Here is a 24,089-nt window from a genome sequence, read left to right as displayed (position 1 = left end):
CCGACCGCAGCAGAAGGCACCGACCATGTCCGGATTCCATGTGAACCTGTCCCTGATGACACCGGGACATTTCCGCCAAGCCTGGCGACTCGACCACGCCGACCCGCTCGCCTACCTCGACATCGACTACTTTCAGCGCCTGGCGAAGATCGCCGAAGCCGCCAAGATCGACGCGGTCTTCCTCGGTGACGCCCCGGCCCTGCGCGGGGAGATCGAGGAGGCGCCCGGTACCGGGATCGATCCACTCGTCCTGCTCGGCAGCGTCGCGGCGGTGACCGAGCACCTCGGTGTCGTGATCACCTCCTCGACCACCTACAACTCCCCTTACAACCTCGCGCGGCGATTCCAGGCGCTCGATCACGTGACGAAGGGGCGGGCGGCGGTCAATATCGTCACCACCGGAACACCGGCCGCCGCAGCGAATTTCGGCCTGACCGATCATCCGGAGAAGGAGACCAGGTACCGGCGGGCCTGGGAATTCCTCGACGTGGTCACCCGGCTGTGGGACAGCTGGGAACCGGACTGGCTGATCGCGGACAAAGCGACCGGCCGCTACGCCGACACCGACAAGATCCATCGCATCGATCACGAGGGCGAGTTCTTCTCGGTCGCCGGGCCGCTGCCGGTGGCTCCGGGCCCGCAGGGTCGACCGGTGGTCGTGCAGGCCGGCGGGTCCGAGGGTGGGCTCGAGTTGGCGGGTGCCTTCGCCGATGTCGTGTTCACCGTCGCCCAGACCAAGGCCAAGGCGGTCGCGTTCCGCAACGACATCCGGCAGCGTGCGGCCGCGGCCGGTCGTCATCGCGATGATGTGAAGATCTCGCTCGGCGTGGTGGTGCTGGTCGCGGCGACTGAGGACGAGGCGCGTCGGCGCGAGCAGGAGCTCTACGATCTGCTGCCGATCGAGCGGCTCACCACCGCACTGCTGGGTAACCTCGGCCTGCCCGCGGACTCTTTCGGCCCCGATGATCCGATCGGCGTCGACGATCTTCCCGACGCCGTTCCGGCCGGTGCGTTCTCGACCGGGTTCAGCATCTCCACCCGCGCGCTCATCGCGGAGGGACCGCGTACTCCGCGCGAGTTGATCCAGCAGGGCGCCGGCGGCTCCGGCCACCGCCTCCTGGTCGGCTCGGCCGAGCAGGTCGCCGACGATCTCGCGTCCTGGTTCGACGCGGGCACCGCCGACGGCTTCACCATCATGCCCGCCGAAACCGCCGTCGACCTGGAGAATTTCGCGACCCTGGTGGTGCCGATCCTCCAGGAGCGGGGGCTGTTCCACAACGAATACTCCGCACCGACATTGCGCGCCCGCTTCGGCCTTCCGTTCCCGGGGGACCGCGCGGCGGAAAGCCTGCCCGCGTAATCACCGCAGTCCAACGGCCGCCCCGCTCACCTTCGAGCGGGGCGGCCGTTTCACTGCCGGTCCGTTACGGGGTCGCGCCGCAGTTGGGCCCGGTGACCGCGTCCTGAGGCGGAACCGGCGGGTGGTCTACCGGCGGTGTGCGCGACAGCGGAATCAGCGCGATCGCGGCGAGGAGGGCGGCGAGCCCGATGGCTACCAGGAACCGCCAGTCACCGAGCCAGGTGGCGGCCAGGGGAGCGCCCGCACGCGACAGCGCGATCGGGACCGTCATCACGGCGAGGATCCCGGCGAACTGGGGGACGCCGAAACTGTCGGCGACGATCGACGGGCGCGCGATCACGCTGGTGCCGTAGCCGGTGCTGAAGGCGACGATGCAGGCCAGCGTGAGCGGCAGTGAGGTGCCTGCCAGCGGTAGAGCCAGCAATCCCGCCCCCTGGAGGGCGAAGGAAACCCCTGTCACGCTGGTCATCCCGAAGCGGCGAGCCAACGGGGCCAGGGCCAGGCGGGCGGCGATCTGGGTGACGCCGACGGCGATCGGGAGGGCGGCAGCGGACACGGGCGAATAGCCGATGTCGCGGAAGTAGGTGACCATCATCAGCAGGAAGGCCGAGGTGGACCCGCTCTGGGCGACGAAAGAGACCACCAGCAGCCAGAATTTGCGGTCACGGAGCGCGTCACCGAGGCGGACGCCGGTGCGTTGCGCGACCCGGCTGGTGTGCGCTGCCCGGCCCGGTACCGCCCACAGGTGGGCGGGCACCACGATCACCGCGAAACCGATCGCCAGCACCACCAGTGTTGTGCGCCAACCGAGTTGCGTTTCGAGCCAGCCCGCGAAGAAGTAGTACAGGCTGGTGGCCAGTCCCACGACCGTGGTCACCGCGACGATCGCCGAATCCCGGTGTTCCGGCTCGGTGGCCACAACGAGAACGGCGAACGCGGCCTCATAGGTTGAGGTGGCCAGCGCCAACCCGATCAGGGTGAACGCCGCGTACAGCTGGGCCAGGCTCTGCGCCTGCGACCACAGCAGAACCGCGCCGACGCCGAGCGCCGAGCCCGCCGTCATCAAGGCCCGCCCACCGTAGCGGTCGAGCAGATTGCCCACCGGCACCGCCGCCAACGCCCCGATCAGCGTGGAAATGGTGGCAGCGGCGGCGATTTCGGTGCGCGAGACCGCCAGTGCCTGTGACATCGGGACCAGCAGCACGGTGAACGCCTGGATCATCGCGCCGTAGCCGACGGTCTGGGTCACCGCGAAGACCGCGATGAGCCGGAACCGTCGACTGCGCACCGGGTCGACGGTCAGGACGGCGGCGGCACTCACTCCCCGAGCAACGGCAGCAGCTGGGAACCCTGACGCTCGATCTCGCGCAGATACGGGGTATCGGACAGCACGAAGTGGGTGATGCCGAGATCGCGGTATTTGCGCAGCGACTTGGCGACATCCTCGGCGGAACCGACCAACCAGGTGGTACCCGCGCCGCCGCCACCGTATTTGCCCGGCGCGGTGTAGAGATTGTCGTCGAGCACCTCGCCGCGCGCGGCCAGGTCGAGCAGACGCTGTTGACCGACGGCGGTGCCACGGTGCGGATTCGACCCACCCTGGCCGTTCTTCGCCATCTCCGCGACCTTCGCCTCGGCATCGGCCCACGCCTGCTCGGTGGTGTCGCGGACGAAAGTCGTGATGCGCAAGCCGAATTCGAGCGGTGCGTGCTCACGGCCAAGTTCGGCGCTCAGCGCGCGCAACCGTTCGATCCGCTCACGCACCCCTTCCAGCGGCTCACCCCAGAACAACTGGACATCGGCCTCGGTCGCGGCGACCCGTTCCGCCGCCTCGGAGGCGCCACCGAAGTACAGCGTCGGATGACGTCGATCGCCGCGCTGCTCGATGCGGGGTACCACCGTGGAATCGGTGACCTGGAAGTGCTCGCCACGGTAGGTGACGTTCTCCTCGGTCCACAGTTTGCGGACGAGCTGGAGGAACTCCTTGGTCCGGGCGTAGCGGTCGGCCTGGTCGCCCTCGCTGTCGCCGTAGGCGGCCAGATCGTCCTTGCCGGAGACGATGTTCACCCGAACCCGGCCACCGGAGAGGTGATCGAGGGTCGCCGCGGCGGAGGCGAAGTTCGCCGGGCGCCAATAGCCGGGCCGGATCGCGATGAGCGGCTCGAAGGACTCGGTCCGCGCCGCCAGCGCCGCGGCGACGGTGAGAGTGTCGGGGCGGCCCCAGCCGGTGCCGAGCAGCGCGCCCTTCCAGCCGTGCGCCTCCAGCGCCTTGGCCTGCGTGGTCAGCGTGTCCAGGCTGTTGTGGTCGGCGGCCACGGGCTCGCCGCGATGTCCTGGCGTGATCTGATTGGGGATGTACCAGAGGAATTCGAGACTCATTGTTCGGTGGTTCCGTTCGGTGGTGATCAGCGGGCCAGCGCAGCGAGCTGGGCGCGACGGACATCGGTGGTCTGGCCCTGGACCAGGACGAAGAGGACGGAGCGGGCGTGTAGTTGCGCGGTGTCGTCGCCACTGAGGCCACGGCCGGATCTGGCGATGAGCAGGGCGCGGCTGATCGCCGAGAGTGCCTCGCCGCTGGCGACTTTGGTGGCCAGGCGCTGGTCGAGGCGATGCGGTCCACCGCCCGCCGCCGTGGCTTCGTCAGCGAGCGCGTACGCGGTGGAACGGATCTCGGCGACGCGTGGGCGCCAGGTCGCCGCGACGTCGGCGGCCAGCGGCACAGTGCTGCGCTCCAGCTCGGTCAGGATGGTCTCGGCGAGGCCGAAGTGGTGGGCTCGTGCGTCGCTTGCGGTACCGGTGTCGGCGATGCGCGCTTGGTCGAGACTCTGTGTGGTGAGAACGTTTTCGTCGGAGACGAGAACTTCGTCCAGGTGCACGCGGACCGTTCGGCTGCCCGCGACCGCACCGAGCTCCAGCCCTCCGGTGCTGCGGGTTCGTTCCCCGACCGGAACGAGCGCGGTGACCACGGTTTCGGTATCGGGTTCCACGGCGGCCACCGTCAGCGCCGAGTTGAGACCCCACCCGCTGACCCAGGACAGGGTGCCGTCGAAGATCCAGCCGTTAGCAGCTTTGCGTGCCACGACATAGTGATCGGGGAACCGCCGCACATCGCTGACCCCGGCACCGAGCAGCAGCTCACCGCGCAGAATCCGTGCGGTCAGCGCCGATACCGGCGCACCCGCCGCGGCGATGCGCCCGGCCAGCGGCGCGTGCTGCGCCCAGACCAGCCAGGTGTTGAAGCAGGCGCCCGCGATGATCTCGTGCACGCGACGGTCGGTGTCGCGGTCGATCGCGAGTCCACCGAATTCCCTGGGCGCGAGGTGATTGAGCAGACCGAGTCCGCCCAGTTCGTCGATCCGATCCGCGGGCACCCCGGTGCGGTCCGTCGACAGTGCGGCGGGTCGCAACACCTGCTCGGCGTAGTCGCGCACTCGGACGAGGAATTCGTCGTTCGCGGTGTCGTGCGCTGCGTTCACGTCGAAAGTATCGACCCGCACAACGAGCGAAAGCCCTTATCTACCTCCGCTTCATGCCGCGCAGTACCGCTTCTACCTGCGTAGACAGCAGGTAAACGGAGATAAATTCCCGCAGAGCGAGAAGTCGGTTCGGCGCGCCTGGCGACAAGGATCTGCCGGTGGAGTTGCCGCAGGCCACGGTGCGGCATTCCTGATCCTCGCAGGTTCGGTGCGCGGCGATCTGCAGGGCGACAGCCTATTTCCTGTCGATCGGGCTGAATTCAATGGTTGACGTCGCCGCAGCGGACCGGTCGTGTTCACCCGGCCACCCCCGCTGGCCACCGGTGATCGTTGCCGGCATCGCTGTGCCGCCCGTATTCCGACTGGCCGCCCGGACCCGTCCTACTACTCGGTGCCCGGCATGGGACGTTGCATCAGGCACCGTTCACCGAACCACAGAAATGGCAGACGATGGCACCGAACCCACTGCACCTGGGTGTCGCGCTCGACGGCGCGGGCTGGCACCCGGCCGCCTGGCGAGCACCGAACTCGCGGCCCACCGAATTGTTCAGCGCCCGATACTGGGCCGACCTTGTCGGCACCGCCGAGCGCGGTCTGCTCGACTTCGTCACGATCGAGGACAGCCTGCGTGTGCCCGGTCCGCTGCACACCCGCGACGACGAGGCCGTAGACCAGGTCCGCGCCCGTCTCGACGCACATCTCATCGCCGCGACGCTCGCCCCGACCACCCACCACATCGGTCTCATCCCCACGGTGACGACCACCCACACCGAACCGTTCCACGTCTCCACCGCCATCGCCACCCTGGACTACACCTCCCGTGGCCGCGCGGGCTGGCAGGTTCGAGTCTCGGCCGGCGCCGAGGAAGCCCAGCACTTCGGGCGCCGCGAGATCACCGACCCGACACCCGCCGAGTTCGCCGACATCATCGCGACCGGCAATCTCCCCGTACACGCCGAAGCACTGTTCGAGGAGGCCACCGACGCCGTCGAGGTGGTGCGGCGACTGTGGGACAGCTGGGAGGACGGCGCCGAGATCCGCGACGTCGCCACCCGCCGCTTCATCGACCGCGACAAACTGCACTACATCGACTTCGAAGGCCGCTTCTTCAGTGTCCGCGGTCCCGCCATCACGCCGCGCCCACCGCAAGGTCAGCCGGTGGTCACAGCACTCGGCCACGCCGAGCGTGTCTACGAATTCGCTGCCGCGGCAGCCGATCTCGTCTTCGTCACACCCACACGCGAGCACGGACCGGCGGAGATTCTGCGCCAGGTCGCGACCGCCGCCGCGACCAGGGTGGGCGAACCGCTGCGGGTCTACGCCGACGTGGTCGTCTTCCTCGACACCGACGAGGACACCGGCGCGCAACGCCTGTCCCGGCTCAACGACCAGTCCGGTGCCGAATTCAACTCCGACGCGGCCATTTTCACCGGCAGCGCCGAGGAGCTCGCCGATCTGCTCGCCGACTGGGATGCCCAGGGTGTCGACGGGTTCCGGCTGCGTCCCGGTGTCGCGGTCGATGACCTGGCCGCGATCGCGGGCCGACTCGTGCCCGCCCTGCAGCATCGCGGATTGTTCCGCACCAGCTATCCCGAGGCTTCCCTGCGCGGACTGCTCGGCCTGTCGACCACCGTGCCCAACCGTTACGCCAGAGTGTGAGGTCCCACCGATGAGTACACCCCGCAAGCAGGTCATCCTCGGCGCCTACCTCGGCGGCGTCAACCATCACACCGCCTGGTGGCACCCGCAGGCGGGCAGCCAGATCGATTTCAGCTCCTTCGAACACACCGCGCGCACCGCCGAACGGGGCAAGTTCGACTTCTTCTTCCTCGCCGAAGGTCTCATCCTGCGTGAACGCGCGGGCCAGATCTTCGACCAGGACATCATCGGCCGTCCCGACACCTTCGGCGTGCTGGCCGCCATCGCCTCGGTCACCGAGCACCTCGGCCTCGCGGGCACCATCAACGCGACGTTCAACGAGCCCTACGAACTCGCCCGGCAGTTCGCCACTCTCGATCACCTCTCCGGCGGGCGCGCCGCCTGGAACGTGGTCACTTCCTTCGACGCGTTCACCGGACAGAACTTCCGGCGTGGCGGCTTCCTCGACCCGGCCGACCGGTACGTGCGGGCCGAGGAGACATTGAATGCTGTTCGAGCCCTGTGGGATTCGTGGAACGTCGACGATATCGTCGCCGACAAGGACAGCGGGCGATTCCTGGCCAGGCCCGATGCCGGTGCGTTCGAGTTCCGTGGTCGGCAGTTCGACATCTCCGGCCGGTTCACGGTGCCGCGCAGCCCGCAGGGCAGGCCGGTGATCCTGCAAGCCGGCGTCTCACCACAGGGACGCGATTTCGCCGCTGCCAATGCCGACGCCATCTTCTCCCCCTACGGCAAGCTTCCCGAAGCCGCGGACTTCTATCGCGACATCAAGGCTCGCGCGGTAGCGGCCGGGCGCTCGCCCGACGACATCAAGATCCTGCCGTCGGCGAGTTTCGTCCTCGGCGACACCGAAGCCGAGGCGATCGAGAAGTACCACGCCATCCGCAACGAACAGGTCACCGGACAGACCGCGCTGATCCTGCTCGAACAGATCTGGAACCGGGACCTGTCCGGCTACGACCCGGAGGGCCCGATCCCCGATATCGAGCCCGATCCCGATGCGGCACCGTTCATCCAGGGCCGCGCCTTCCTGCACCAGGACCGTTTCGCCACGGTCGAACGGTTGCGCGAGGTCTCCGAGGCCAAGAAGCTGACCCTGCGCGAAACGGTGATCGACCAGTTCGAGCGCGGTCCGATCGTCGGAACACCGGCCCGGGTCGCGGAGAAGATCGACGATTTCGTCAGCAGCGATGGCTCCGATGGTTTCATCCTCGGTTCCCACCTCGTCCCGACCGGCCTGGACGAATTCGTCGACCGCGTGGTCCCGCTGCTCCAAGACCGCGGCGCCCTCCGCACCGAGTACACCGGAACCACCCTGCGAGACAACCTCGGCCTGCCCGACCTCCGATCGGCCACCGTATCCGTCGATGCCTGAGTGATGGTGCTGCTGTGGGCATCTCGTGCCGGTGCTCACAGCAGACCGCCCGCACCTGGCCGCGATCTCACGGATCCGCGGCGTCCCCTGGGTCCTAACAGCACTGGCCGCCGGCGCGGTACTCGTCCTTGCCGCGCCGGATAGGACTACGACACAGGCCTTAGGGTGCCGAGCAGGCGGCAGCGTCCAAAGCGCGCGAGCCTTCCTGGTAGCGGTCATCCATCAGATCCTGGTTGAGGGCGATCGTCATGGCACGGCCTGTGGTGAGGACTACGCCGTCATAGGTCACCATGCCCGAGAGACCGCCGGTATGGCCCCAGAGCTCGTTGCCGCACGACATGGTGATTCGCGCCAGGCCGAGACCGTAGGCCCATTTGCTGTCCACTCCGGTTGGCCGGACGTTCTTCATCTCCGCCAATTGCGCGGGCGGGAGCAGCTTTCCGTCCAACAGGGCGAGGAAGAAGTGGTTCAGATCCGCGCCGGAGGCGACCATCGCACCGGCCGCGCCGGCCCACGATACGTTCTGGCTGGTGTAGTCGACTCGTACGCCACCAATTTCGGTGTACCCCTTCGGATGTGGGCCACGGATGTCGACTTCATCCGAACTCGGATAATAGGTGTTCTGCAAGCCGAGGGGCTCGATGATGCGGTGAGTGACCTCAGCGCCCACCAGGTTTCCGGTGACCTGCTCGATCACCATGCCGGCGATGGCGTAGTTCGTGTTGGAGTATGCCCATCGCGCACCAGGCTCGAAATCGGCGGGCGCGGTGAGCGCGTTGCGGACCACTTGGGCGATATCCGTTATCCCCCACCGGACTTGCTCGGTGAGGCCCGAGACCTGGCCCGGCTTGGGCGGCGCCCCGAACTCGGCCGCATATTCGGGCAGTCCACTGGTGTGCTGCAACAGGTTTCGGATCGTGATCCGATTGCCGTCGATGCCCGGCCCGTGCACCACCCCCGGCAGATACCGTTCCACCGGCGCATCCAACTCGACCTTGCCCTCAGCCACCAACTGCAGCATCACGGTGGCGACGAACGGCTTGGTGTTACTGGCAATCCGGAGCCGATCGTCGTCGGAAAACGGCCTGCCGGTATCCAGGTCGGCCACACCTGCGGTGACTGTCCAGGTATGCCCGCTATCGGTGATCACCGCCTGAGCCCCCGGATAGCCCTGGCGCACCGCACTGTTCAGCGCGTCCGTGATCTCTGCCCGCCCCGCTTCCGTGGCACCGGGCGAAGTATCCACGCCGCACGACGTGGCTATCAAGACCGTCATCCCCAGCATCGCAAGTTTCATCCGCATCCCATGAAACTAGGGAGAACGCCCTGCCACGAGAAGCCTGCCGACTCCCCAAAACCCGGTAGTGCTGACACCACCGACGACGACTATCGAGTGGCGCGCAGATCTCCGAAGACTCCGACGCAGTTACCGCCGGTCGTATCGGTCACTTGAAGCCGTAGGCGCAGCGGCTTGTCGAATTCGAGATGGACCGGCACCGTGGCACCGAGTTTCACCACCACATCGGTGAGCAGCGCTCCGTCGGCGTATATCTGGAACTGCACAGCGATGTCGCTGGGCGTCGAATCGTCCTGAATGCCCAGCACTCCATCGAGCCGGGTGAACTTGCGCCCCAGGTCGTACTCGACGAACGCCAACTGCTCGAAGTAGGGCTCGAGCAGGACAGAGCGACTGTAGGACGTCCCCGACACCTGGCTGGGCCCGACCTCGAGATCCGAGTACTTTCCTCCGGACAGGGCTTTGAAATCCATCACGTACTGCACAGCATCGGTGCTCACATCCGACAGGGCACCCGAGGTGGAACTCGAGGTCGTCGTCGAAGTCGAAGTGGCCGTGGCAGATCGGGACGAAGTCGCAGCGGTGGCAACGGCACTCGCCCGCGGCGGGGTCGTGGAAACGGGCGCCGCTACTTCGCTCGTCGTGGCGGCCGAGCGCTGCGTGGCCAGTACCACCACCGCGCCGATCAGCAGGACACACGTGATCCCCAACGCGACGGTGGCCACGAGCCACGGATTGCGTCGATCGTCCGCGGGCGACGGCAGGTCCGCGAAGATGGCGTCCAGGTCCGCTTGGGTGACAGCGGAGGTGATCTGTTGAGCCCGCAGATCGAATTCCCGGAGATCGATGCGACCGGCCGCCTGATGCTCGGTGAGAACCGCCAGAGCGCGATCCTTTTCGACTGTCCCGATCCGTGGAGTCATTTTCTCTTCCGATGTACGGAGTGCGGGAAATCCACACTCAGCCGATAGTTTGCTGAAGTAGTAACTTTGACGAAGGAATTACCCCGCCGACGCCCGGCTCAGCGCTTGCGACCGGGGGGTTCAGTGCAGTGCACCCGGGGCTTTCCCCACGCGTTCTTGGCATCCTGGGATCGCCTCGTGTCGAGCAACGTCAGCCGGACGACACCGGAAATGTCGATATCGACCTCGCGGGCGGCGTCCGCCATCGACATCTCGCCCGCGAAGGCCTCTCGATCATCGGTCTGCACAACGAAACGGCCCACACCGTCGGACGAAGCGGAATCGGCGTCCTTGCCGATCCAGACCGAGAAGCGATCACACTTGCCGCCCACCGCCCATATCGCGCGGTTCATCGGGTCCGATGTCGTGGACGGGTAGTACCCGACGATGCTGCTGGGGAAGCTCGCCGAACCGATCCGAACAGGATCGACCGGGTCGAATCCGTTGTTCCAGGTGACGGATCGGTACGAGGTCAGCTCGTACCACCCAGCGGAGGGCGCAACCGTCGGGGACACGACTTTCGACGTGGGAACGACGGACATGGTGGGCGTCGGCGCGGCGGTGGGCAGGGCACGCTCGTCCGTCGACGTCGGGTCCGGCGATGCCGAGGTCGCCGAGGTGAGTCGCTCCAGAAACGACAACGCGCCTTCGGCATTCGCGAGAGCTGCGACCGCCAAGGCCGACACCGTTGTAGCGGCCAGCCATCGCGATCGCCTCGCTTTGATGAAACTCAAGACATGCTCCAGTCCAGATCCATGACAGTGGTGACACTGTTCGCGGCAGCGTTGCCGACAGCACACCCACCGGGTAGATAAATACGTCACTATTTGTTCTGCCGCAACCTGATCGGCGAAATCAGAACGCCCGAATCGATACTGTTCGGAATTGAATTCCGGTCGGTCGGGTCAATCCACCGCGCGAACCAGCTTCTGTTGTTCGGTTTTGAGTTGTCCGTAGGTGTCGCGCACATAGCGCACGTAGGTCGCACCCGGGTGCGGCACCAGGGACCGAACGTGCACGCCGTCGGATTCAGCCGCCAGTTGCACTTCGACCGACGCGACATGCGAACAGAACGTCAGCAGCGGTTCCGGTACTTGGTAGTCCGGTACGAGATCGGCGTGTTCGATGATCAGATCACGCATCGCCCGGTTCACCGGCATCAACGCGTGGTCGCGCCACCGACGCCAGTTGTCGGTGGCGAGGTCGGGACGGCGGTGGGACGCGGCGGGCAACTGCGATTCACGCAGCTTCTCCCAGATGCGCTCGTTGATGTCGACCATGACGTGCAGCGGGCCGTACAGCTCACGAATCTGCCTGCTGATCCTGAGCAATCGCGCCTGCCGGCGTTCCTGCGCGAGCTGGCCGCGCTGGTTGAGCAGGTAGGCGAGTCCGGCGACCGAAACGGTCGTCACGGCCGTGATGAGAGCGGCGACCATGTTCACGGATTTCACCGTAGTGACGGCGAGGCCGAATCGGGATAGTGCTGGTGTTCAGGCGATTACAGAGTTTTCCAGCCGACTTCCGACAGGAGTCGCCGTCCCCTCTGAACGAGACTCGATCTTTTCGGCTCGGGCCGCGATCTCGGCGACACGAGCAGTGTCACGTACCTGGGTGCACAGATCGATCGCAGTGCGCCAGTGTTGTCGCGCAACCGCCGTTTCGCCCCGGGCGCCCGCGACCTTTCCGAGCCCGTCGTGGCCACGAGCCTGCTCGACGGGACTGCCCGCCATCCGTCCGAGCGCGACAGCGCGGTCGAAGGCCTCCCACGCGTCAGCGAGATCGTCCAGCGCCAGATAAGCGTCGCCGAGCACGTTCGAGGTCATGGCCTCGTCGACGAACAGGTTGAACGTCCGGAACATCTCCGATGCTTTCAGCAGCCTCGGCACGGCGTCGAGAAATCGGCCGATGTTCACCTCGATGAGGGCGGTATCACGCAACAGGATGGCCCTGTTGCGTGGAGTGCCGTGCACGTCGACGAACGCGAGTGCGCGGAGACTGAGCTTCAGCGCCTGCTCGAATTCCCGCCTGCGCACGTGCACCCATGCCTGGTGGGCCACAGCGGTGTGTTCGCCGTGCCGATCACCGAGACGCACGAACAGCAGCCGGGCTCGCTCGTACAGCGCCGCAGCAGCCACGTCGTCACCGGCGGTCATCGTGGCGAGACCGAGGTTGTTGCAGGTCACAGCCTCCGCGTACTGATTGCCGGCCCGCACCGCAGCGGCCACAGCCAGCCGATGGGTTTCGGTCCACAACTCGATGTCCTTGGTGATGAACGCGAACCCACGCACCGCGAAGGCGAGCTGCCAGCACTGCTCGTCGAGCCCGTACCGGGCCGCGGCACGTGCCACGGCGACCATGTTGTCGCGCTCGGCGGTCATCGCCCGCATGGCCTCCTGGTAGGTCGATACCGTCGCGTCGAGGCCGAGCGAGCTGGGCGCCATCTGCGCGCGATGCCGAGACGGGGTCAGGATCCGGTCCATGCCGTCGGCGAACACGGTGTACCGGTCGACGAGGCGAGTGACGGCCACCCGCGTGGTGACATCGTCGAAGCATGCGACGGCGCGACGACGCGCGAAGTCGCGCAACAGATCGTGGAATCGGTATCGCCCGCGCGCGTCGGGTTCGAGCAGGTTCACCTCGACCAGCAGGCGCAGGTGCCGCCACATCGCCGAGGGCTCCACGCCCATCAGCGCCGCGCCGCTCCGGAGGTCGAAACTCGTCCCCGGGTGCAGGCCGAGCACGGTGAACGCGCGCGCCGAATCCGCCGGCAGGCGAGCCACGGAGTGCTCGAACAACGTCGCGACATCGCGATCGCCGTCGTGCAGCATCTCCAGCTCGACCAGCGGCTCGGCGCCTCCTCCCGCGGATGTCGGCCACATCTCGCTGCGCAGGATCGCCGCGGCGATCCGCACAGCCACCGGCAGTCCGTGGCACTGCCGAGCGATCGCGGCGCTCTGCTGAGGAGTCGGTGTGCGCTCAGCGGGCAGCCCGCCCGTGAGGCGATCGAGCAGCGCTACCGAATCCTCGTCCGCCAGCCGTCCGATCGGCACTCGATCCACCTCGTCGAGTCCGTTGAGCGTGCCGCGGCTGGTGACCAGAATCGTGGAGGCGCCCGCTCCCGGCAGCAGCGGCGCCACATGGGCCGCGTCCAGGACATTGTCGAGCAGAACGAGATATTTCCCCGCACCGAGCATCTCCCGCAGTAGCGAGATTCGCGAATCCGGTTGAGCGGGAACTGATTCAGGATCTAGACCCGACTGGCGTAGCAGCGCGCCCGCGGCTACTTCCGCTGCCACGACCGGCCCTGCGGCGTATCCGTGCAGGTCGAGAAACAGGCAGCCGTCGGGAAATCGGGGCAGCAGACGGCGAGCGGCGCGAACCGCGAGCGCGGTCTTGCCCACACCTCCGAGACCCGACAGCACACAGACCGCGCTACCGGCTCCCGCTATCGCGATCACTCGGTCGAGTTCGCGTTCGCGACCGTGCAGAACCGCGATGTCGCGCGGCAGGTAGGTGTGCTGGTTCGCAACCCCTGCCGAGGTCTCGGGATCGCGACCGTCATCGGCGGTTCTCTTGACACCCCCGGACTCGCCGCGCCGCTCGATCTCGAGCGTGTCTCGCAGATCGGTCAGCCGCTTGGCCTCGTCCCCCGAGATGTGCAGCGCCGCCAGCAATCTGTCGAGACGCCCGGTGCTCGGCAGTGTGCTTCCTTTCAAATACGCGTACACACTGCTGGTAGAAACGTTGAGCTGCTTGGCTATTCGTGAGCACTCCACCCGGCCGTGCGTCTTCTCGGCTCGCAGTGCGGCAGCGTTCAGCTCACCGGCGAATCGTTCCATCTCCGGTGTTCGCTCCTTGCCGCCCATCGTCAGCCTCCTGCTCGGACCGCACAGCACCGCTCAGGGTTTTCGAGTGCTTTCCAGAACCCCAGGCGCCTCGCACCTCGATCGTGCTGGCATGACGGCTCAGTCTACCGAAGGAGACGACCGTGTCCGATGCGATGAGTCGACCGAAATCCCTGGAACATATCCCCTTCGACGACACCACGGCGGGGCCGAGTGGCGCCCCGTCCCGTCCGTACGGTTTGGTGCTGGACACCGACGGGCGAATTCTGCTGGTGGACAGAACAGAGGAACTCCTCGACCGCCAGTTCTCACAGGTCACCACCGAGACGTTCGACGCGCCGACCGCGACGGCGCGACATCGACTACCCGTGGACCGCAACGGGTTCCGGCGCGATGCCCACCGGGGCGCGTGAGCGGAGTGTTTCGCCACATATCTCTCGTCGACTCCGTCCTCACCGCGATCGACCGGCACGTCGCCGCCCACCCGCCGGAACGTGGCGGCGGACTGCTCGGGCCGTTGGGGCTTCCCCTGATCACAGCGTTCCTTCCGGACCCGGACGCGATCTCGACCGCGACGACCTTCCGCATCTCGACCGCGTTCCAGCGAGAGCTCACCCGAACAGAAGAGACCGAGCCCGACCTCGAACTCAAGGGAATCGTGCACTCGCACGCCAAGGGCGCGGAGCACCCCTCGGCAGACGACCTGGAGGCCATCACCGATTGCCTCCGCCTGGCCCCCTGGCTCGGAAGGTACGTCACTCCCATTGTCACGCACCAGAATCAGCGCACGAGAGACCACCAGGTGCTGCTGCCGAACGGTCTCCTGTCCGTCTTCGTCTCGGTGCCGACCTCGCTGGGGACGGTCGAGGTCCGTCCCGCCCGAGTTCAGATCCTGCCGGTCGGTCGCGACTGCACGAGTCTCGCGACAGCACTCGGCACATCGGTCTCCACACCGAGAACGGTCGATGTCGAGGGAGTCGTCCACGTCACGGCGGTGATGCGTACGGCGGGACTGGAGTTGACGCTGCTGTTCCCACTGCTGTACCCGACACAGGCGCCGATGGTGCTCGCCGAGCGCACTGACGAATTCGACAGTGGCAGGTCGACATTGCTGGATCGCTTCGGCATCGACCACCGACACCACCGCATACTCCCGCTGCCCCTCACCTGGGACCTGACCGTTCCAGCGGAATCCCGGTTGGCGCGTGCGCTACACGTCGCGCCGGATCCGTGGTGAATTCCTGCCGCGATGCGGCCCGGAACCCGGTCCCGGTCGCCTACCATTCTGGGCCGTCACCGGCTTCGGATGGGTGGAGTCCTTATATCTGCTAATCGTATTCCACTCGGGCAGAACGCATTCGGGACGTTTATCAGAAGGGAAGAAATGAAGAACACGACAATGATGGCACCGACGCGGGCTGTTGAGCAGCCCACCGCGCTCCAGTGAGTACCGAGCAGGACGCGGCCACCCCGGCGGCTGGCGACAACGTAGCTCCCCGGGTGTTCGTCTCCTATTCGCACGACTCACCCCAGCACAAGGAACTGGTGCGCGAGTTCAGCACATTCCTCCGCAGCGAGGCGGGCGTCGACGTCCGGCTCGACGCCTGGGACGATTACGAGCGCCGCGACTGGTCGCTGTGGGCCATCGAGCAACTGACCAACGCGGACTTCGTCCTCGTCATCGCCTCCCCCGCCTACAAACGCCGCGCGGACGGCACCGCCGCCGCGGACGAGGGGCGCGGCGCACAGTTCGAGGCGGCGATCATCCGCGACGGCCTCACCAGAGATCTACGCGGGGAAACCCGACGGATCCTGCCGGTCATCCTCCCGGGCCGCTCGGTCGACGAGGTCCCGGTGTTCCTGGCTGCCCATTCCACCACTCACTACGAGATCAGCGAATTCACGACCGAGGGCATCAACGATCTGCTCGCGGCGTTCAGCGGAGTCACCGAACATCCTGCCCCGCGTCGCGGCAAGTGGGTCGGCCCGCAGTTCGGTAGCCGACGCACCGAACCGCAGAGTTCCGACGCACCGCGTAAACGCAAGGCACAGCTGCTCACCGACGCTTTCGACCCGATCACGCGAGGCCCGGATCTGCAGATCACCGGAGCCGATCTCAACGGAATCCACTACGGCAACAGCATTGTTCACCGCTGCGCGAACTTCTGCGGCGACCCGCGCAGCCCGATCGAGTACAACCTGCGCCGGTCGTTTCGAGAGTTCGAAACCGTGGTCGGCGTCCTCGACGACGCCGTGGACGCACGGCAGATCGGCTACTTCCAGGTCTTCCTCGACGGCGAGGCGCAGAAACAGGTCGAGGTGGCCCATGGTGAGCCGGCGCGCATCCGCTACGACGTGAGCGATGTCCTGCGGCTTCGCCTGGTCGCCTATCGGCCTGACACGGTCGCCAATCCGATGCTGGCAGGCTTGGGTGCCGCTGTCGGGCGCCCCAGCAAATTACCAGCCCTGGCCTGGGGAAACCCCACGCTGTTCACCTGAGCCGACCTCTCGTTTTCCAGTGGCGTTCAGCGTTTTCCAGCGTTTCCACGCCACGCGCCGGAACATCGCCGCGGCCGTGCATCCTCGATTCGGCAACGCCCATGGCGTCGTCACGAGAAGGCCCGCCGATTCGGGCGCCGGGCGGGGTGCGCTCGAATCGGCGCACCTCCGCCCATCGGAAAACGGATAAGAGGATATCGAATGCGATTTGTCAACGCATTGTTCGTAGCAGTATTCGGAATCATGCTCTGTGTAGCGGGATTCAATTTCTACGGTTCCGGCGCGATCGTGCTGATCGCCCTGGGTCTGCTATCCGTCGGGTACGGCGGATATATCGCGTTCTCGCGTGGCAGCTACTTCATGACGGATTGGTTCTACGCGCTCCCCATCGTCGGCGGGCTCGTTCTCTTCGCCGGCCTCAATCGTTGACAGGGAGCGGAACACACATGACATTCCGACGCATCCTTTCGGTGACCGTAGGCATCCTCGTGGCTCTGACACCCGTCTCGTGCGGGCAGGACCCCAAGGATGTGACCTGTTCGGAGTTCGCCGCGATGAGCTACGAGGACCAGAACGACACCCTCGACGACCTACTGGCCGACCATGATCTGGAGACGCTGTCCACCGCCAACACCATCGGTGTGCGCAGTGAAGTGGACTCCTATTGCGGCACCTTCGGATTCAGCAAGGACACCGGCGGCAAGGCAGGCCGCAACGGCGCGGAGTCGATCGACAACGCCGTCGACTGGGACTCCGGGACATGGGGCTGAACCCGCCCGCCGCGGACCACCGCGGCCGGATCCGCATTTCGGGAAAGGTGAATACGCAATGACCGTGGAAATTGCCGTCGCCATGTTGATCGCCTGGGCGGTCGGCAAGGCCAACCGGGTCGGGAAACCCATCAATGGACTCACCGACGAAGCGCTGGACCTCGCGGTGAATCGAGTACGCAACGCCGTGGTTGCCAAGCTCGGTGGCGACCCGGCCGTACAGCAGTTGCTGAACGAGGCCCGCGCGACCAACGGTGCGGTGTCCTCGGCCACGCAGGTCGCCGCCGAACGGTCCATTTCGGTCGCGGTCGCCGGCGACAGCGGCTTCAGTGCCGAACTCGACCGGCTGACCGCACCGCCGACTCCGCCACCTGCCCCGGCCGGTTCCGGGTCGCAGTACAACAACTCCGGCACTTTCGCCGGTGTGATGGGCGGAATCAGCGCCACCGGCCCGGTCAATGTGAAGAGCAAGATCGTGCATCAGGCCAAGCGCCATCCGGTACTCACGACGTTCGTTGTCGTCGGTGCGGTCGCGCTGCTCGGCTTCTCCGCCGACCGGCTGATGAGCGATCCGACCTCGGGTCCACAGCCGGGTGGTGGCGCAGAGGCCATGGCAGGCACGTGGACAGCATCCGACGGTACCGGAACCAAGACCTTCAATTCCGACGGTGGCCGGTGCGACGGATTCTTTTACAACAACGGCGAACCGCTCGACATCGGCGGACCGATGACATGCTCGATATCCAGCAAAGCCGATACGGAGGGCCGGTACACGTTGATAGTGACGCAGAGCCCCAATCGAGCGAAATACCTCGTCGAGTTCACAGATGCCGAGCACGCCTCCGTTTTCGATGCGTCCGGGACCGAGCTCTACGATCTCGAGCGTTTCTGACCGGAAGGAGCGGACCGCGGCGGCGCTGAACGGCGATACGCGCCGCCGCACCGATACGTTCATCACTGCCGCAGCGAGGTTCTCCGCTCGCACACGGATCTCCGCTGTCGACTACGCGTACAGCGTTACGGCAGGATCGAGCCGACGCCACTTTCCACATCGAAGCCCAACTCCAAGCCGGGCTCGGAGAGGTCGACCGCCAACCCACCCAGCTGAACCGATCCGGGACCTTCGAAGGTATCCGAACAATGTTCGGACGGCCGAGTCCATCGAGCAGGTTCGCCAGTGGATTCGCCAATGGCGCTCGGCCTGGTCCAGCGGCAACGGTCAATGGGCTGTCACCAGCAACGGAGAAGTCGCCGGACGCATCGGATTTCGGCAGTCGGACCTCACCGAGGGCGTCACCGAACTCGCCTACTGGACCCTGCCCGCCCGGCGCGGGCACTCCATCGCGCCTCGCGCCGCAAACATGCTGACCCGTTGGGCTTTTCACGACGTCGGATTCGATCGGATCGAGCTCACCCACTCGGTCCACAATCTGCCATCGTGCCGGGTCGCAGCCAAATGCGGATTCCTCTTCGAGGGCACACTGCGTGGAGCCGGCCGCCACAGTGACGGCCGCCATGACATGCACCTCCACGCCCGACTCCGCACCGACTGATACCCGGCCCGGTCAGCGAGGACACGCGAGGGCGGGGCAGGGCTACTCAGTCGAGACAGAACTCGTTGCCCTCGACGTCCTGCATCACCAGACACGACTCGTTGACGCCATCGGCACGCAGTAGTCGCAGGCGCACCGCGCCGAGTGCGATCAGCCGTGCGCATTCGGCTTCGAGTGCGGCGACGCGCTCCTCACCCACGAGCCCGGTGCCCACCCGCACGTCGATGTGAAGCCTGTTCTTGACGACCTTCCCCTCGGGCACGCGCTGGAAGTACAGGCGCGGGCCCACACCTGAGGGATCGACACATGCCGAGCCGGTGTGCTCGTACCCCAATACCTCGGACCAGAAACGAGCAACACGCTCGGGCTCCGCGCAGTCGAAGGTGACCTGGATCTGTTTAACCGACACCATCGATCCACCATAGAGAGCAAGTCTCGAGTCGTCTCCACTTCGGATCGTCACGCTCACAACACGGGCAGTGCGCGCCGCAATGACAACTCAGGTTGTCAATCTTGGCAGACTGAGTTTCCGCCGTCGAAGTCGCGCCGATCGTTGACAACTTCAGTTGTCAACGGCCGTGGCAGTTGGCCACCGTTTGCGGGCCGCCTGTCGGCTGATCCCGACCAGTCGGCCCACATCACCGTAGGACGCGCCGCCGGCCAGCGCGATCCTGGCGCACTCGTCGACCCGTTCAGCAGCAGCCCGACGCGCGGCGTCCGCTTCGGCCAGCGCCGCCAGGGCCGTGCTCGGCTCTTTCGGCTCCGGCGGCAAACCATCCATCACCAGCGGGCGCAGGCACGGTCCGACCAACTCGACCAACCGTTCCGCCGGCGCATCGGATACCCCGGGAATGTGCACCATGTAGCGCGCGACCAGCACTCCGAGCACCAGCGTGCCGATCAACGCGGACCGCCGCTCAGCATCCGGGCCGACCAGCACGCGCGTCCACGGGCTCGTTTCCGGATTCACGATCGCGCAGCGCACGGCATGGGCGGCCTCCGGATGGGTGAGCATCGACCGCAGTACCGGCATCGTTCGGTCGTCCTTGCGGTCCACATCCGCCAAGGCGTGCCGAAGCAGGCGTTCACCGAGTTCCTCCGGCGGGCCTTCCAACGCGTCGTCGAGGGTGATCGGAATGCCCGAGACCGCATCGAACAGTGCGTTCTTCGCACCGAAATGCTGCATCACCAGCGCCGGATCGACATCGGCGCGCTGCGCGACGGCCCGAATCGTGGTCTCGAGGTAACCACGCTCGGCGAAGAGCTCGCGCGCCGCGTCCAGGATCAGTTGCCGGGTCTGGCTGCGCCGCTCGGCCCGGCTGACGGGCGCAGACGCCGCGTCGAGTTCGTGCCCTGTCATCGCAACCTCACTCAACATCTGTAGACGAAATAGGTGGGCGTGCCTATGCTGATCTCAGTCTACAAGCGTAGAGCAGACGCGCAGTGCCGCGCAGCAGCTCGACCTTTCCCGAATCCTTCGAACGGATGTCGATGACCAGCCGAGATACCCAGCCCGCCACCCGAGCTCACGACGAGACCGCGCAGAGCGCGGGCAGACACAACCGCCGCCTGTCGATCGTGTTGGGCATTATCGTGACCTGCCAGCTCATGGTCGCGGTCGACAGCAATGTCGTCAATATCGCCCTGCCCGAAATCCGTTCCGGACTCGACATGTCCGGACCGGCACTCGCCTGGGTGTTCAGTGCCTACTCACTGGCCTACGGTGGCCTGCTGCTGCTGGGCGGCCGGGCCGGCGACCTTCTCGGCAGGCGCCGGATGTTCATCTGGGGACTCGGCCTTGTCGTCGCCGCCTCGATCCTCGGTGGCGTCGCACCCGATGAGAGCTTGCTGATCGCCGCGCGGGCGCTGCAAGGCGTCGGCTTCGCCTTCGCGAGCCCCGCCGCCCTGTCGATGATCGCCGCCACCTTCGCCGATGGGCCCGAACGCACGCGCGCGCTCGGGGTGTTCTCCATGGTCACCGGATTCGGTATCACGCTCGGCTTGATCCTCGGCGGCATCCTCACCACCCTGAGTTGGCGTCTGGTGTTCTTCGTCAATGTGCCGATCGGCGTGCTGACCATCGTGCTCGCGCTGCGCTACCTGACCGAAACCGAGCGCCACACGGGCACATTCGATCTGCTAGGGGCGATCTTGTCCACGCTCGGCATGGTCGGTGTCGTCTACGGGCTGACTCACGGGTCCGACGGTTGGGCCGAGCCGGTCACCGTGGTACCGACCGTTGTCGGCATCGTGCTCATCGCGGCGTTCGTCCGCGCCGAACGGCGCGCCGATCACCCGATCATGCCGTTGCGGCTGCTCGGCGATCCGGTTCGGGCCGGCGCCTACCTCACATTCGTTCTGCTGATGGCGGCCATGGCGGGCACCTACATCCTGCTCTCGCTCTACATCCAGGAAGCGCTCGGTTTCAGCCCGCTGATCGCCGGAATCGCCTTCCTTCCCATGGCTTCGGTCCAGTTCGCCGTCGCGAAGGCGGCGCCGAGACTGATCGCCCGATTCGGCCGCAAGCAGGTATTGCTCACCGGGGTGGTCCTGATGATGCTGGAAGCGATCTGGCTGACCACCACCCATGAATCGACCAACTACTTCACCGGCGTTCTCGGCCCCTTCGTTCTGCTCGGCGCCGGCCTGAGCCTGGCCTTCGTCACGCTGAACATGACCGTGCTCGGCGGACTCGAGCCTCGCGACATGGGCGCCGCGTCCGGGCTGCTCCAAGCGACCCAGCAGCTGGGACTTTCGCTGGGCGTGGCCATTCTGACCACCATCTATCAGTCGGCCCGAGCCGAACGGGCCCAGGAAAGCACCGGGGCCGCGGATATCCTCGCGCACGGCATGTCCAGCGCCGTGATCGCTGCCGTGATCTTCACGGCGGCGGCCCTGCTGATCAGCCTGTTCGTTGTCAAGGTACCCGAGCAGGCGGTCGCGGCCTGACGTCCGTTCGGCCCCTGCGGACGTAGTTCGACAGCGACCAGACGAAGTGCTTGCTCCCGCACCTGACCCGCGACCGTAATTGTTGCGGGTGAATGCCGATTGCCGCCTCTCGTCGGACCGCGCCTTGTTAAGAGGAATCCACTCCGGTAAACTCTGAGCAACCCACGAAATGCGGATACTGCACCCCCGCAGACAATTTCGCTGGGCATGTGATCCTCGATGATGCACCGCGACACCGAGCAAACAGTCGCGCACGAATAGAACCCCTCATCGCGACGATATCCACCACACGTGGTCCACGGACAGACGATTCGAAAAGTAGAAGTTTCCGACAGGACCTGCTTCCATTCAACCGCGTCGAGTGGGCGGTCCTCAGTATCACCGAGGAGTCGATCATGACCGGCAACCCGTCACCGGTATACAACGCCCCCGAGGAAGAGCCCTTCCAGCGGGAGGCGGTCGCCGAGGGCATATCCATCGCCGCCGCGTTCATGCTTGTCATTTTGGCGGCGGTCTCCATTCTGCAGGGCATCTCCGCGATCGCGGACGACAAGTTGTATGTCGCCGGAATCGAATACGTCTACGAGTTCGACACCACGACGTGGGGCTGGATCCATGTCGTGCTGGGCGCCGTCGCGCTGATCTGTGGCGTCGGACTCGCGATCGGATCGACATGGGGTCGGTACGGCGCGCTGGGGATCGCCGCACTGGTCATCGTCGCGAACTTCATGTCCCTGCCGTACTACCCGGCATGGTCCATCGTGATCATCGCGCTGAGTGTCGTGATCATCTGGGCTGTCTCCACCTGGCGACCCGAACGCTGAGTCCTCGTCGGATCTCTCCCCGATAGCTCGTCTACCGGTGGGCGCGACGCCGACCAGGAGGAACGATGGCGTCCCTGTCGATCGACCGACGCGATCGGTCACACCGCAACGATCTGCGCGCGTTCACCGTCGGCGTCGAGGAAGAGTTCGTGCTGATCGACCCCGCCACCGGGCGCCCTTGCCTGACCAACACCACCGTCGCGGCCGCCGGGACCGACGTCGAATTGCAGCTGGAACTCTCGCGATGCCAGATCGAAACCTGCACTCCCGTCTGCGCGAGCATCGAGGCGGTACACCGCGAGGTTCGGCGAGCCAGAGTCACGATCATCGACGCCGCGGCTCGCTCCGGCTCGCTTCCGCTGGCGGTGGGGGTACCGATCTGGGGGCCGCCTGCCGGTTCCATCACCGACACGCCGAGATACCAGCGCATAGCCGAACACTTCAAGGCACTGGCCGACCAGGTGACCTGTGGTTGCCATGTCCATGTCTGTGTTCCCGAGCGCGACCTCGCGGTGCAGGTCAGCAATCACCTGCGTCGTTGGCTGCCCGCGCTGTTGGCGTTGACAGCGAATTCCCCGATCGCCGAGGGCACCGATACCGGGCACGCCAGTTGGCGCCACATGGTGTGGGCGCGGTGGCCCAGTGCCGGCCCACCACCGTATTTCCAGTCGGCAGCGCACTACGACGACATCGTCGCGGGACTCGCCGAAGACGGGCAGATCCTCGACCCGGCGATGGTCTATTGGGATGTCCGATTGTCGGCTCACCTGCCGACGATCGAGATCCGGATCAGCGACGTGCCCGCGACCGTCGTGGAAACGACACTGTTGGCGAGTCTGGTACGGGCCCTCGTCATCACCTCGGTCGCCGCCATCGGCCGTGGGCACCTCGCCGATCCGATCGCCCGGACGCATCTGCGCTCGGCATGCCGCTACGCCGCCCGCAACGGGCTTTCCAGCCCACGATTCCCCACGACCATCGTGGGTCGGCACGATACCCGCCACGCCCTGACCCAATTGCTCTGCCACGTCCGTTCCGCCCTGGAGGAATCCGGTGACTACGAATTCACCCGCGCTGCGTTGGCGGCAGTGCTCACCAGCGGCAACGGCGCCGTCCGGCAACGCGATGCACTACGGGCAGGCGGCCTGGCGAACGTCTTCGCTGTGCTCGCACGACTGACCGTCGAAGGGTGCGAATAGACCGGCGATTCCCAGCGGAGCAGATGACACGACCGGCGAGTTGAGAGCGAGCAGGCGGGTGGATGATGCGCGACGACAATGAATCTGTGCAGATCGATCAGGTGATCGAACGCTTGATCGCCCGTTTCCCGGCAGAGTCACCGGCGGGGATCGAGCTCCTGGTTCGCCGTATTCATGAGCGATTCGCCGACGCCCGTGTCCGCGATTTCGTTCCGCTGCTCGTCGAGAAGGCCGCTGTGCAAACTGTCGGCGTCTACCCGATCGAGGTCACCGGTGAGGACCCGCACAGCTCCGAGGCGATGGCCACGATCTAGCGCGGTG

24 protein-coding genes are annotated in these 24,089 nt (G+C 66.2%); 14 read left to right on the top strand and 10 right to left on the bottom strand.

Translation table 11 applies throughout. The annotated features are described in order from the left end of the window. Positions 1-25: 25 nt before the first annotated feature. Positions 26-1,360, top strand: a complete 1,335-nt coding sequence (locus tag ACWF99_RS00765) for an NtaA/DmoA family FMN-dependent monooxygenase (protein ID WP_452533792.1) — start codon at positions 26-28, stop codon at positions 1,358-1,360. 64 nt (positions 1,361-1,424) lie between these two features. On the opposite strand, the gene ACWF99_RS00760 is transcribed toward ACWF99_RS00765, so the two are convergent. From ACWF99_RS00760 to ACWF99_RS00750, 3 genes are read right to left on the bottom strand one after another with little or no spacing between them, the layout of a single operon-like run. Continuing rightward, positions 1,425-2,681: an MFS transporter gene (locus ACWF99_RS00760; protein ID WP_378628597.1), complete on the bottom strand. Its 1,257-nt coding sequence runs from the start codon at positions 2,679-2,681 to the stop codon at positions 1,425-1,427. After that, positions 2,678-3,739: an LLM class flavin-dependent oxidoreductase gene (locus tag ACWF99_RS00755; RefSeq protein WP_378628595.1), complete on the bottom strand. Its 1,062-nt coding sequence runs from the start codon at positions 3,737-3,739 to the stop codon at positions 2,678-2,680. Before ACWF99_RS00755 ends, ACWF99_RS00760 begins: the two co-directional genes overlap by 4 nt. 26 nt (positions 3,740-3,765) lie before the next feature. Continuing rightward, positions 3,766-4,836 carry an acyl-CoA dehydrogenase family protein gene (locus ACWF99_RS00750; RefSeq protein WP_452533789.1) on the bottom strand — a complete coding sequence of 357 codons (1,071 nt, stop codon included), beginning with the start codon at positions 4,834-4,836 and terminating at the stop codon, positions 3,766-3,768. 450 nt (positions 4,837-5,286) lie between these two features. Between ACWF99_RS00750 and ACWF99_RS00745 the strand changes: the two genes are divergently transcribed. Together ACWF99_RS00745 and ACWF99_RS00740 are read left to right on the top strand one after the other, a co-directional pair. Beyond that, positions 5,287-6,495 (top strand): LLM class flavin-dependent oxidoreductase, encoded by a 1,209-nt coding sequence (locus ACWF99_RS00745; protein WP_452533788.1) that lies wholly within the window; start codon positions 5,287-5,289, stop codon positions 6,493-6,495. A 10-nt stretch (positions 6,496-6,505) separates the two neighbouring features. Beyond that, positions 6,506-7,870, top strand: a complete 1,365-nt coding sequence (locus ACWF99_RS00740; RefSeq protein ID WP_452533787.1) for an NtaA/DmoA family FMN-dependent monooxygenase — start codon at positions 6,506-6,508, stop codon at positions 7,868-7,870. Between the two features lie 160 nt (positions 7,871-8,030). Here ACWF99_RS00740 and ACWF99_RS00735 read toward each other — a convergent pair whose 3' ends face one another. The 5 genes from ACWF99_RS00735 to ACWF99_RS00715 form a co-directional block, all read right to left on the bottom strand. Continuing rightward, a complete protein-coding gene (locus ACWF99_RS00735; RefSeq protein ID WP_452533785.1) occupies positions 8,031-9,173 on the bottom strand; it encodes a serine hydrolase domain-containing protein in 1,143 nt (380 codons plus the stop codon). An 83-nt stretch (positions 9,174-9,256) separates the two neighbouring features. After that, positions 9,257-10,090, bottom strand: coding sequence for a DUF1707 domain-containing protein (locus tag ACWF99_RS00730; protein WP_452533784.1), 834 nt, complete (start codon positions 10,088-10,090; stop codon positions 9,257-9,259). A gap of 98 nt (positions 10,091-10,188) precedes the next feature. Beyond that, complete coding sequence (locus ACWF99_RS00725; protein WP_452533783.1) at positions 10,189-10,806, bottom strand: NPCBM/NEW2 domain-containing protein; 618 nt, start codon at positions 10,804-10,806, stop codon at positions 10,189-10,191. 228 nt (positions 10,807-11,034) lie between these two features. After that, a complete protein-coding gene (locus tag ACWF99_RS00720; RefSeq protein ID WP_378653133.1) occupies positions 11,035-11,571 on the bottom strand; it encodes a hypothetical protein in 537 nt (178 codons plus the stop codon). A 48-nt stretch (positions 11,572-11,619) separates the two neighbouring features. Next, positions 11,620-13,995: an NB-ARC domain-containing protein gene (locus tag ACWF99_RS00715; RefSeq protein WP_452533781.1), complete on the bottom strand. Its 2,376-nt coding sequence runs from the start codon at positions 13,993-13,995 to the stop codon at positions 11,620-11,622. A gap of 122 nt (positions 13,996-14,117) precedes the next feature. On the opposite strand from ACWF99_RS00715, the gene ACWF99_RS00710 reads away from it, so the two are divergent. The 7 genes from ACWF99_RS00710 (at position 14,118) to ACWF99_RS00680 (ending at position 18,796) form a co-directional block, all read left to right on the top strand. Then, positions 14,118-14,387 carry a hypothetical protein gene (locus ACWF99_RS00710; protein ID WP_378653137.1) on the top strand — a complete coding sequence of 90 codons (270 nt, stop codon included), beginning with the start codon at positions 14,118-14,120 and terminating at the stop codon, positions 14,385-14,387. Further along, the gene (locus ACWF99_RS00705; protein WP_452533779.1) at positions 14,384-15,211 is read left to right on the top strand and encodes a Mov34/MPN/PAD-1 family protein; all 828 of its coding nucleotides are present in this window, start codon (positions 14,384-14,386) and stop codon (positions 15,209-15,211) included. The genes ACWF99_RS00710 and ACWF99_RS00705 overlap by 4 nt, the downstream gene beginning before the upstream one ends. 206 nt (positions 15,212-15,417) lie before the next feature. Then, on the top strand, positions 15,418-16,473 hold the full coding sequence (locus ACWF99_RS00700) for an SEFIR domain-containing protein (RefSeq protein WP_452533777.1): 1,056 nt from the start codon (positions 15,418-15,420) through the stop codon (positions 16,471-16,473). 201 nt (positions 16,474-16,674) lie between these two features. Next, positions 16,675-16,902 carry a hypothetical protein gene (locus ACWF99_RS00695; protein WP_378653145.1) on the top strand — a complete coding sequence of 76 codons (228 nt, stop codon included), beginning with the start codon at positions 16,675-16,677 and terminating at the stop codon, positions 16,900-16,902. 17 nt (positions 16,903-16,919) lie between these two features. Continuing rightward, a complete protein-coding gene (locus tag ACWF99_RS00690; protein ID WP_452533775.1) occupies positions 16,920-17,243 on the top strand; it encodes a hypothetical protein in 324 nt (107 codons plus the stop codon). Positions 17,244-17,301: 58 nt separating this feature from the next. Next, the gene (locus ACWF99_RS00685; RefSeq protein WP_452533773.1) at positions 17,302-18,135 is read left to right on the top strand and encodes a hypothetical protein; all 834 of its coding nucleotides are present in this window, start codon (positions 17,302-17,304) and stop codon (positions 18,133-18,135) included. Beyond that, entirely contained in the window at positions 18,071-18,796 is a 726-nt protein-coding gene (locus ACWF99_RS00680) for a GNAT family N-acetyltransferase (RefSeq protein ID WP_452533771.1), read from the top strand. Before ACWF99_RS00685 ends, ACWF99_RS00680 begins: the two co-directional genes overlap by 65 nt. Before the next feature lie 46 nt (positions 18,797-18,842). Here the strand turns inward: ACWF99_RS00680 and ACWF99_RS00675 are convergent, their stop codons facing one another. Both ACWF99_RS00675 and ACWF99_RS00670 read right to left on the bottom strand, forming a co-directional pair. Next, a complete protein-coding gene (locus ACWF99_RS00675) occupies positions 18,843-19,208 on the bottom strand; it encodes a VOC family protein (protein WP_378653154.1) in 366 nt (121 codons plus the stop codon). Positions 19,209-19,358: 150 nt separating this feature from the next. After that, a complete protein-coding gene (locus ACWF99_RS00670) occupies positions 19,359-20,156 on the bottom strand; it encodes a TetR/AcrR family transcriptional regulator (protein ID WP_378653157.1) in 798 nt (265 codons plus the stop codon). An 83-nt stretch (positions 20,157-20,239) separates the two neighbouring features. Here ACWF99_RS00670 and ACWF99_RS00665 point away from each other — a divergent pair, with 83 nt between their 5' ends. The 4 genes from ACWF99_RS00665 to ACWF99_RS00650 all read left to right on the top strand — a co-directional run bounded on the left by ACWF99_RS00665 (position 20,240) and on the right by ACWF99_RS00650 (position 24,082). Beyond that, positions 20,240-21,745: an MFS transporter gene (locus ACWF99_RS00665; protein ID WP_452533769.1), complete on the top strand. Its 1,506-nt coding sequence runs from the start codon at positions 20,240-20,242 to the stop codon at positions 21,743-21,745. A gap of 395 nt (positions 21,746-22,140) precedes the next feature. Then, positions 22,141-22,569 carry a DUF7144 family membrane protein gene (locus ACWF99_RS00660; protein WP_378628582.1) on the top strand — a complete coding sequence of 143 codons (429 nt, stop codon included), beginning with the start codon at positions 22,141-22,143 and terminating at the stop codon, positions 22,567-22,569. Positions 22,570-22,634: 65 nt separating this feature from the next. Beyond that, positions 22,635-23,768 carry a carboxylate-amine ligase gene (locus tag ACWF99_RS00655; RefSeq protein WP_452533767.1) on the top strand — a complete coding sequence of 378 codons (1,134 nt, stop codon included), beginning with the start codon at positions 22,635-22,637 and terminating at the stop codon, positions 23,766-23,768. A gap of 86 nt (positions 23,769-23,854) precedes the next feature. Then, a complete protein-coding gene (locus ACWF99_RS00650; protein ID WP_378628578.1) occupies positions 23,855-24,082 on the top strand; it encodes a three-helix bundle dimerization domain-containing protein in 228 nt (75 codons plus the stop codon). Positions 24,083-24,089: the final 7 nt, after the last annotated feature.

Source organism: Nocardia sp. NPDC055002 (assembly GCF_053608825.1).
The sequence above is the reverse complement of the archived record's forward strand: the minus strand, read 5'-3'. Positions and strand labels throughout refer to the sequence as shown.

Coding starts and splice junctions, on each gene's coding strand:
- ACWF99_RS00675 (WP_378653154.1), bottom strand. CDS start 19,208: ATGGTGTCGGTTAAACAGATCCAGGTCACCTTCGACTGCGCGGAGCCC.
- ACWF99_RS00715 (WP_452533781.1), bottom strand. CDS start 13,995: ATGGGCGGCAAGGAGCGAACACCGGAGATGGAACGATTCGCCGGTGAG.
- ACWF99_RS00730 (WP_452533784.1), bottom strand. CDS start 10,090: ATGACTCCACGGATCGGGACAGTCGAAAAGGATCGCGCTCTGGCGGTT.
- ACWF99_RS00745 (WP_452533788.1), top strand. CDS start 5,287: ATGGCACCGAACCCACTGCACCTGGGTGTCGCGCTCGACGGCGCGGGC.
- ACWF99_RS00655 (WP_452533767.1), top strand. CDS start 22,635: ATGGCGTCCCTGTCGATCGACCGACGCGATCGGTCACACCGCAACGAT.
- ACWF99_RS00690 (WP_452533775.1), top strand. CDS start 16,920: ATGACATTCCGACGCATCCTTTCGGTGACCGTAGGCATCCTCGTGGCT.
- ACWF99_RS00670 (WP_378653157.1), bottom strand. CDS start 20,156: ATGACAGGGCACGAACTCGACGCGGCGTCTGCGCCCGTCAGCCGGGCC.
- ACWF99_RS00735 (WP_452533785.1), bottom strand. CDS start 9,173: ATGCGGATGAAACTTGCGATGCTGGGGATGACGGTCTTGATAGCCACG.
- ACWF99_RS00685 (WP_452533773.1), top strand. CDS start 17,302: ATGACCGTGGAAATTGCCGTCGCCATGTTGATCGCCTGGGCGGTCGGC.
- ACWF99_RS00660 (WP_378628582.1), top strand. CDS start 22,141: ATGACCGGCAACCCGTCACCGGTATACAACGCCCCCGAGGAAGAGCCC.
- ACWF99_RS00740 (WP_452533787.1), top strand. CDS start 6,506: ATGAGTACACCCCGCAAGCAGGTCATCCTCGGCGCCTACCTCGGCGGC.
- ACWF99_RS00695 (WP_378653145.1), top strand. CDS start 16,675: ATGCGATTTGTCAACGCATTGTTCGTAGCAGTATTCGGAATCATGCTC.
- ACWF99_RS00765 (WP_452533792.1), top strand. CDS start 26: ATGTCCGGATTCCATGTGAACCTGTCCCTGATGACACCGGGACATTTC.
- ACWF99_RS00680 (WP_452533771.1), top strand. CDS start 18,071: ATGCCGAGCACGCCTCCGTTTTCGATGCGTCCGGGACCGAGCTCTACG.
- ACWF99_RS00755 (WP_378628595.1), bottom strand. CDS start 3,739: ATGAGTCTCGAATTCCTCTGGTACATCCCCAATCAGATCACGCCAGGA.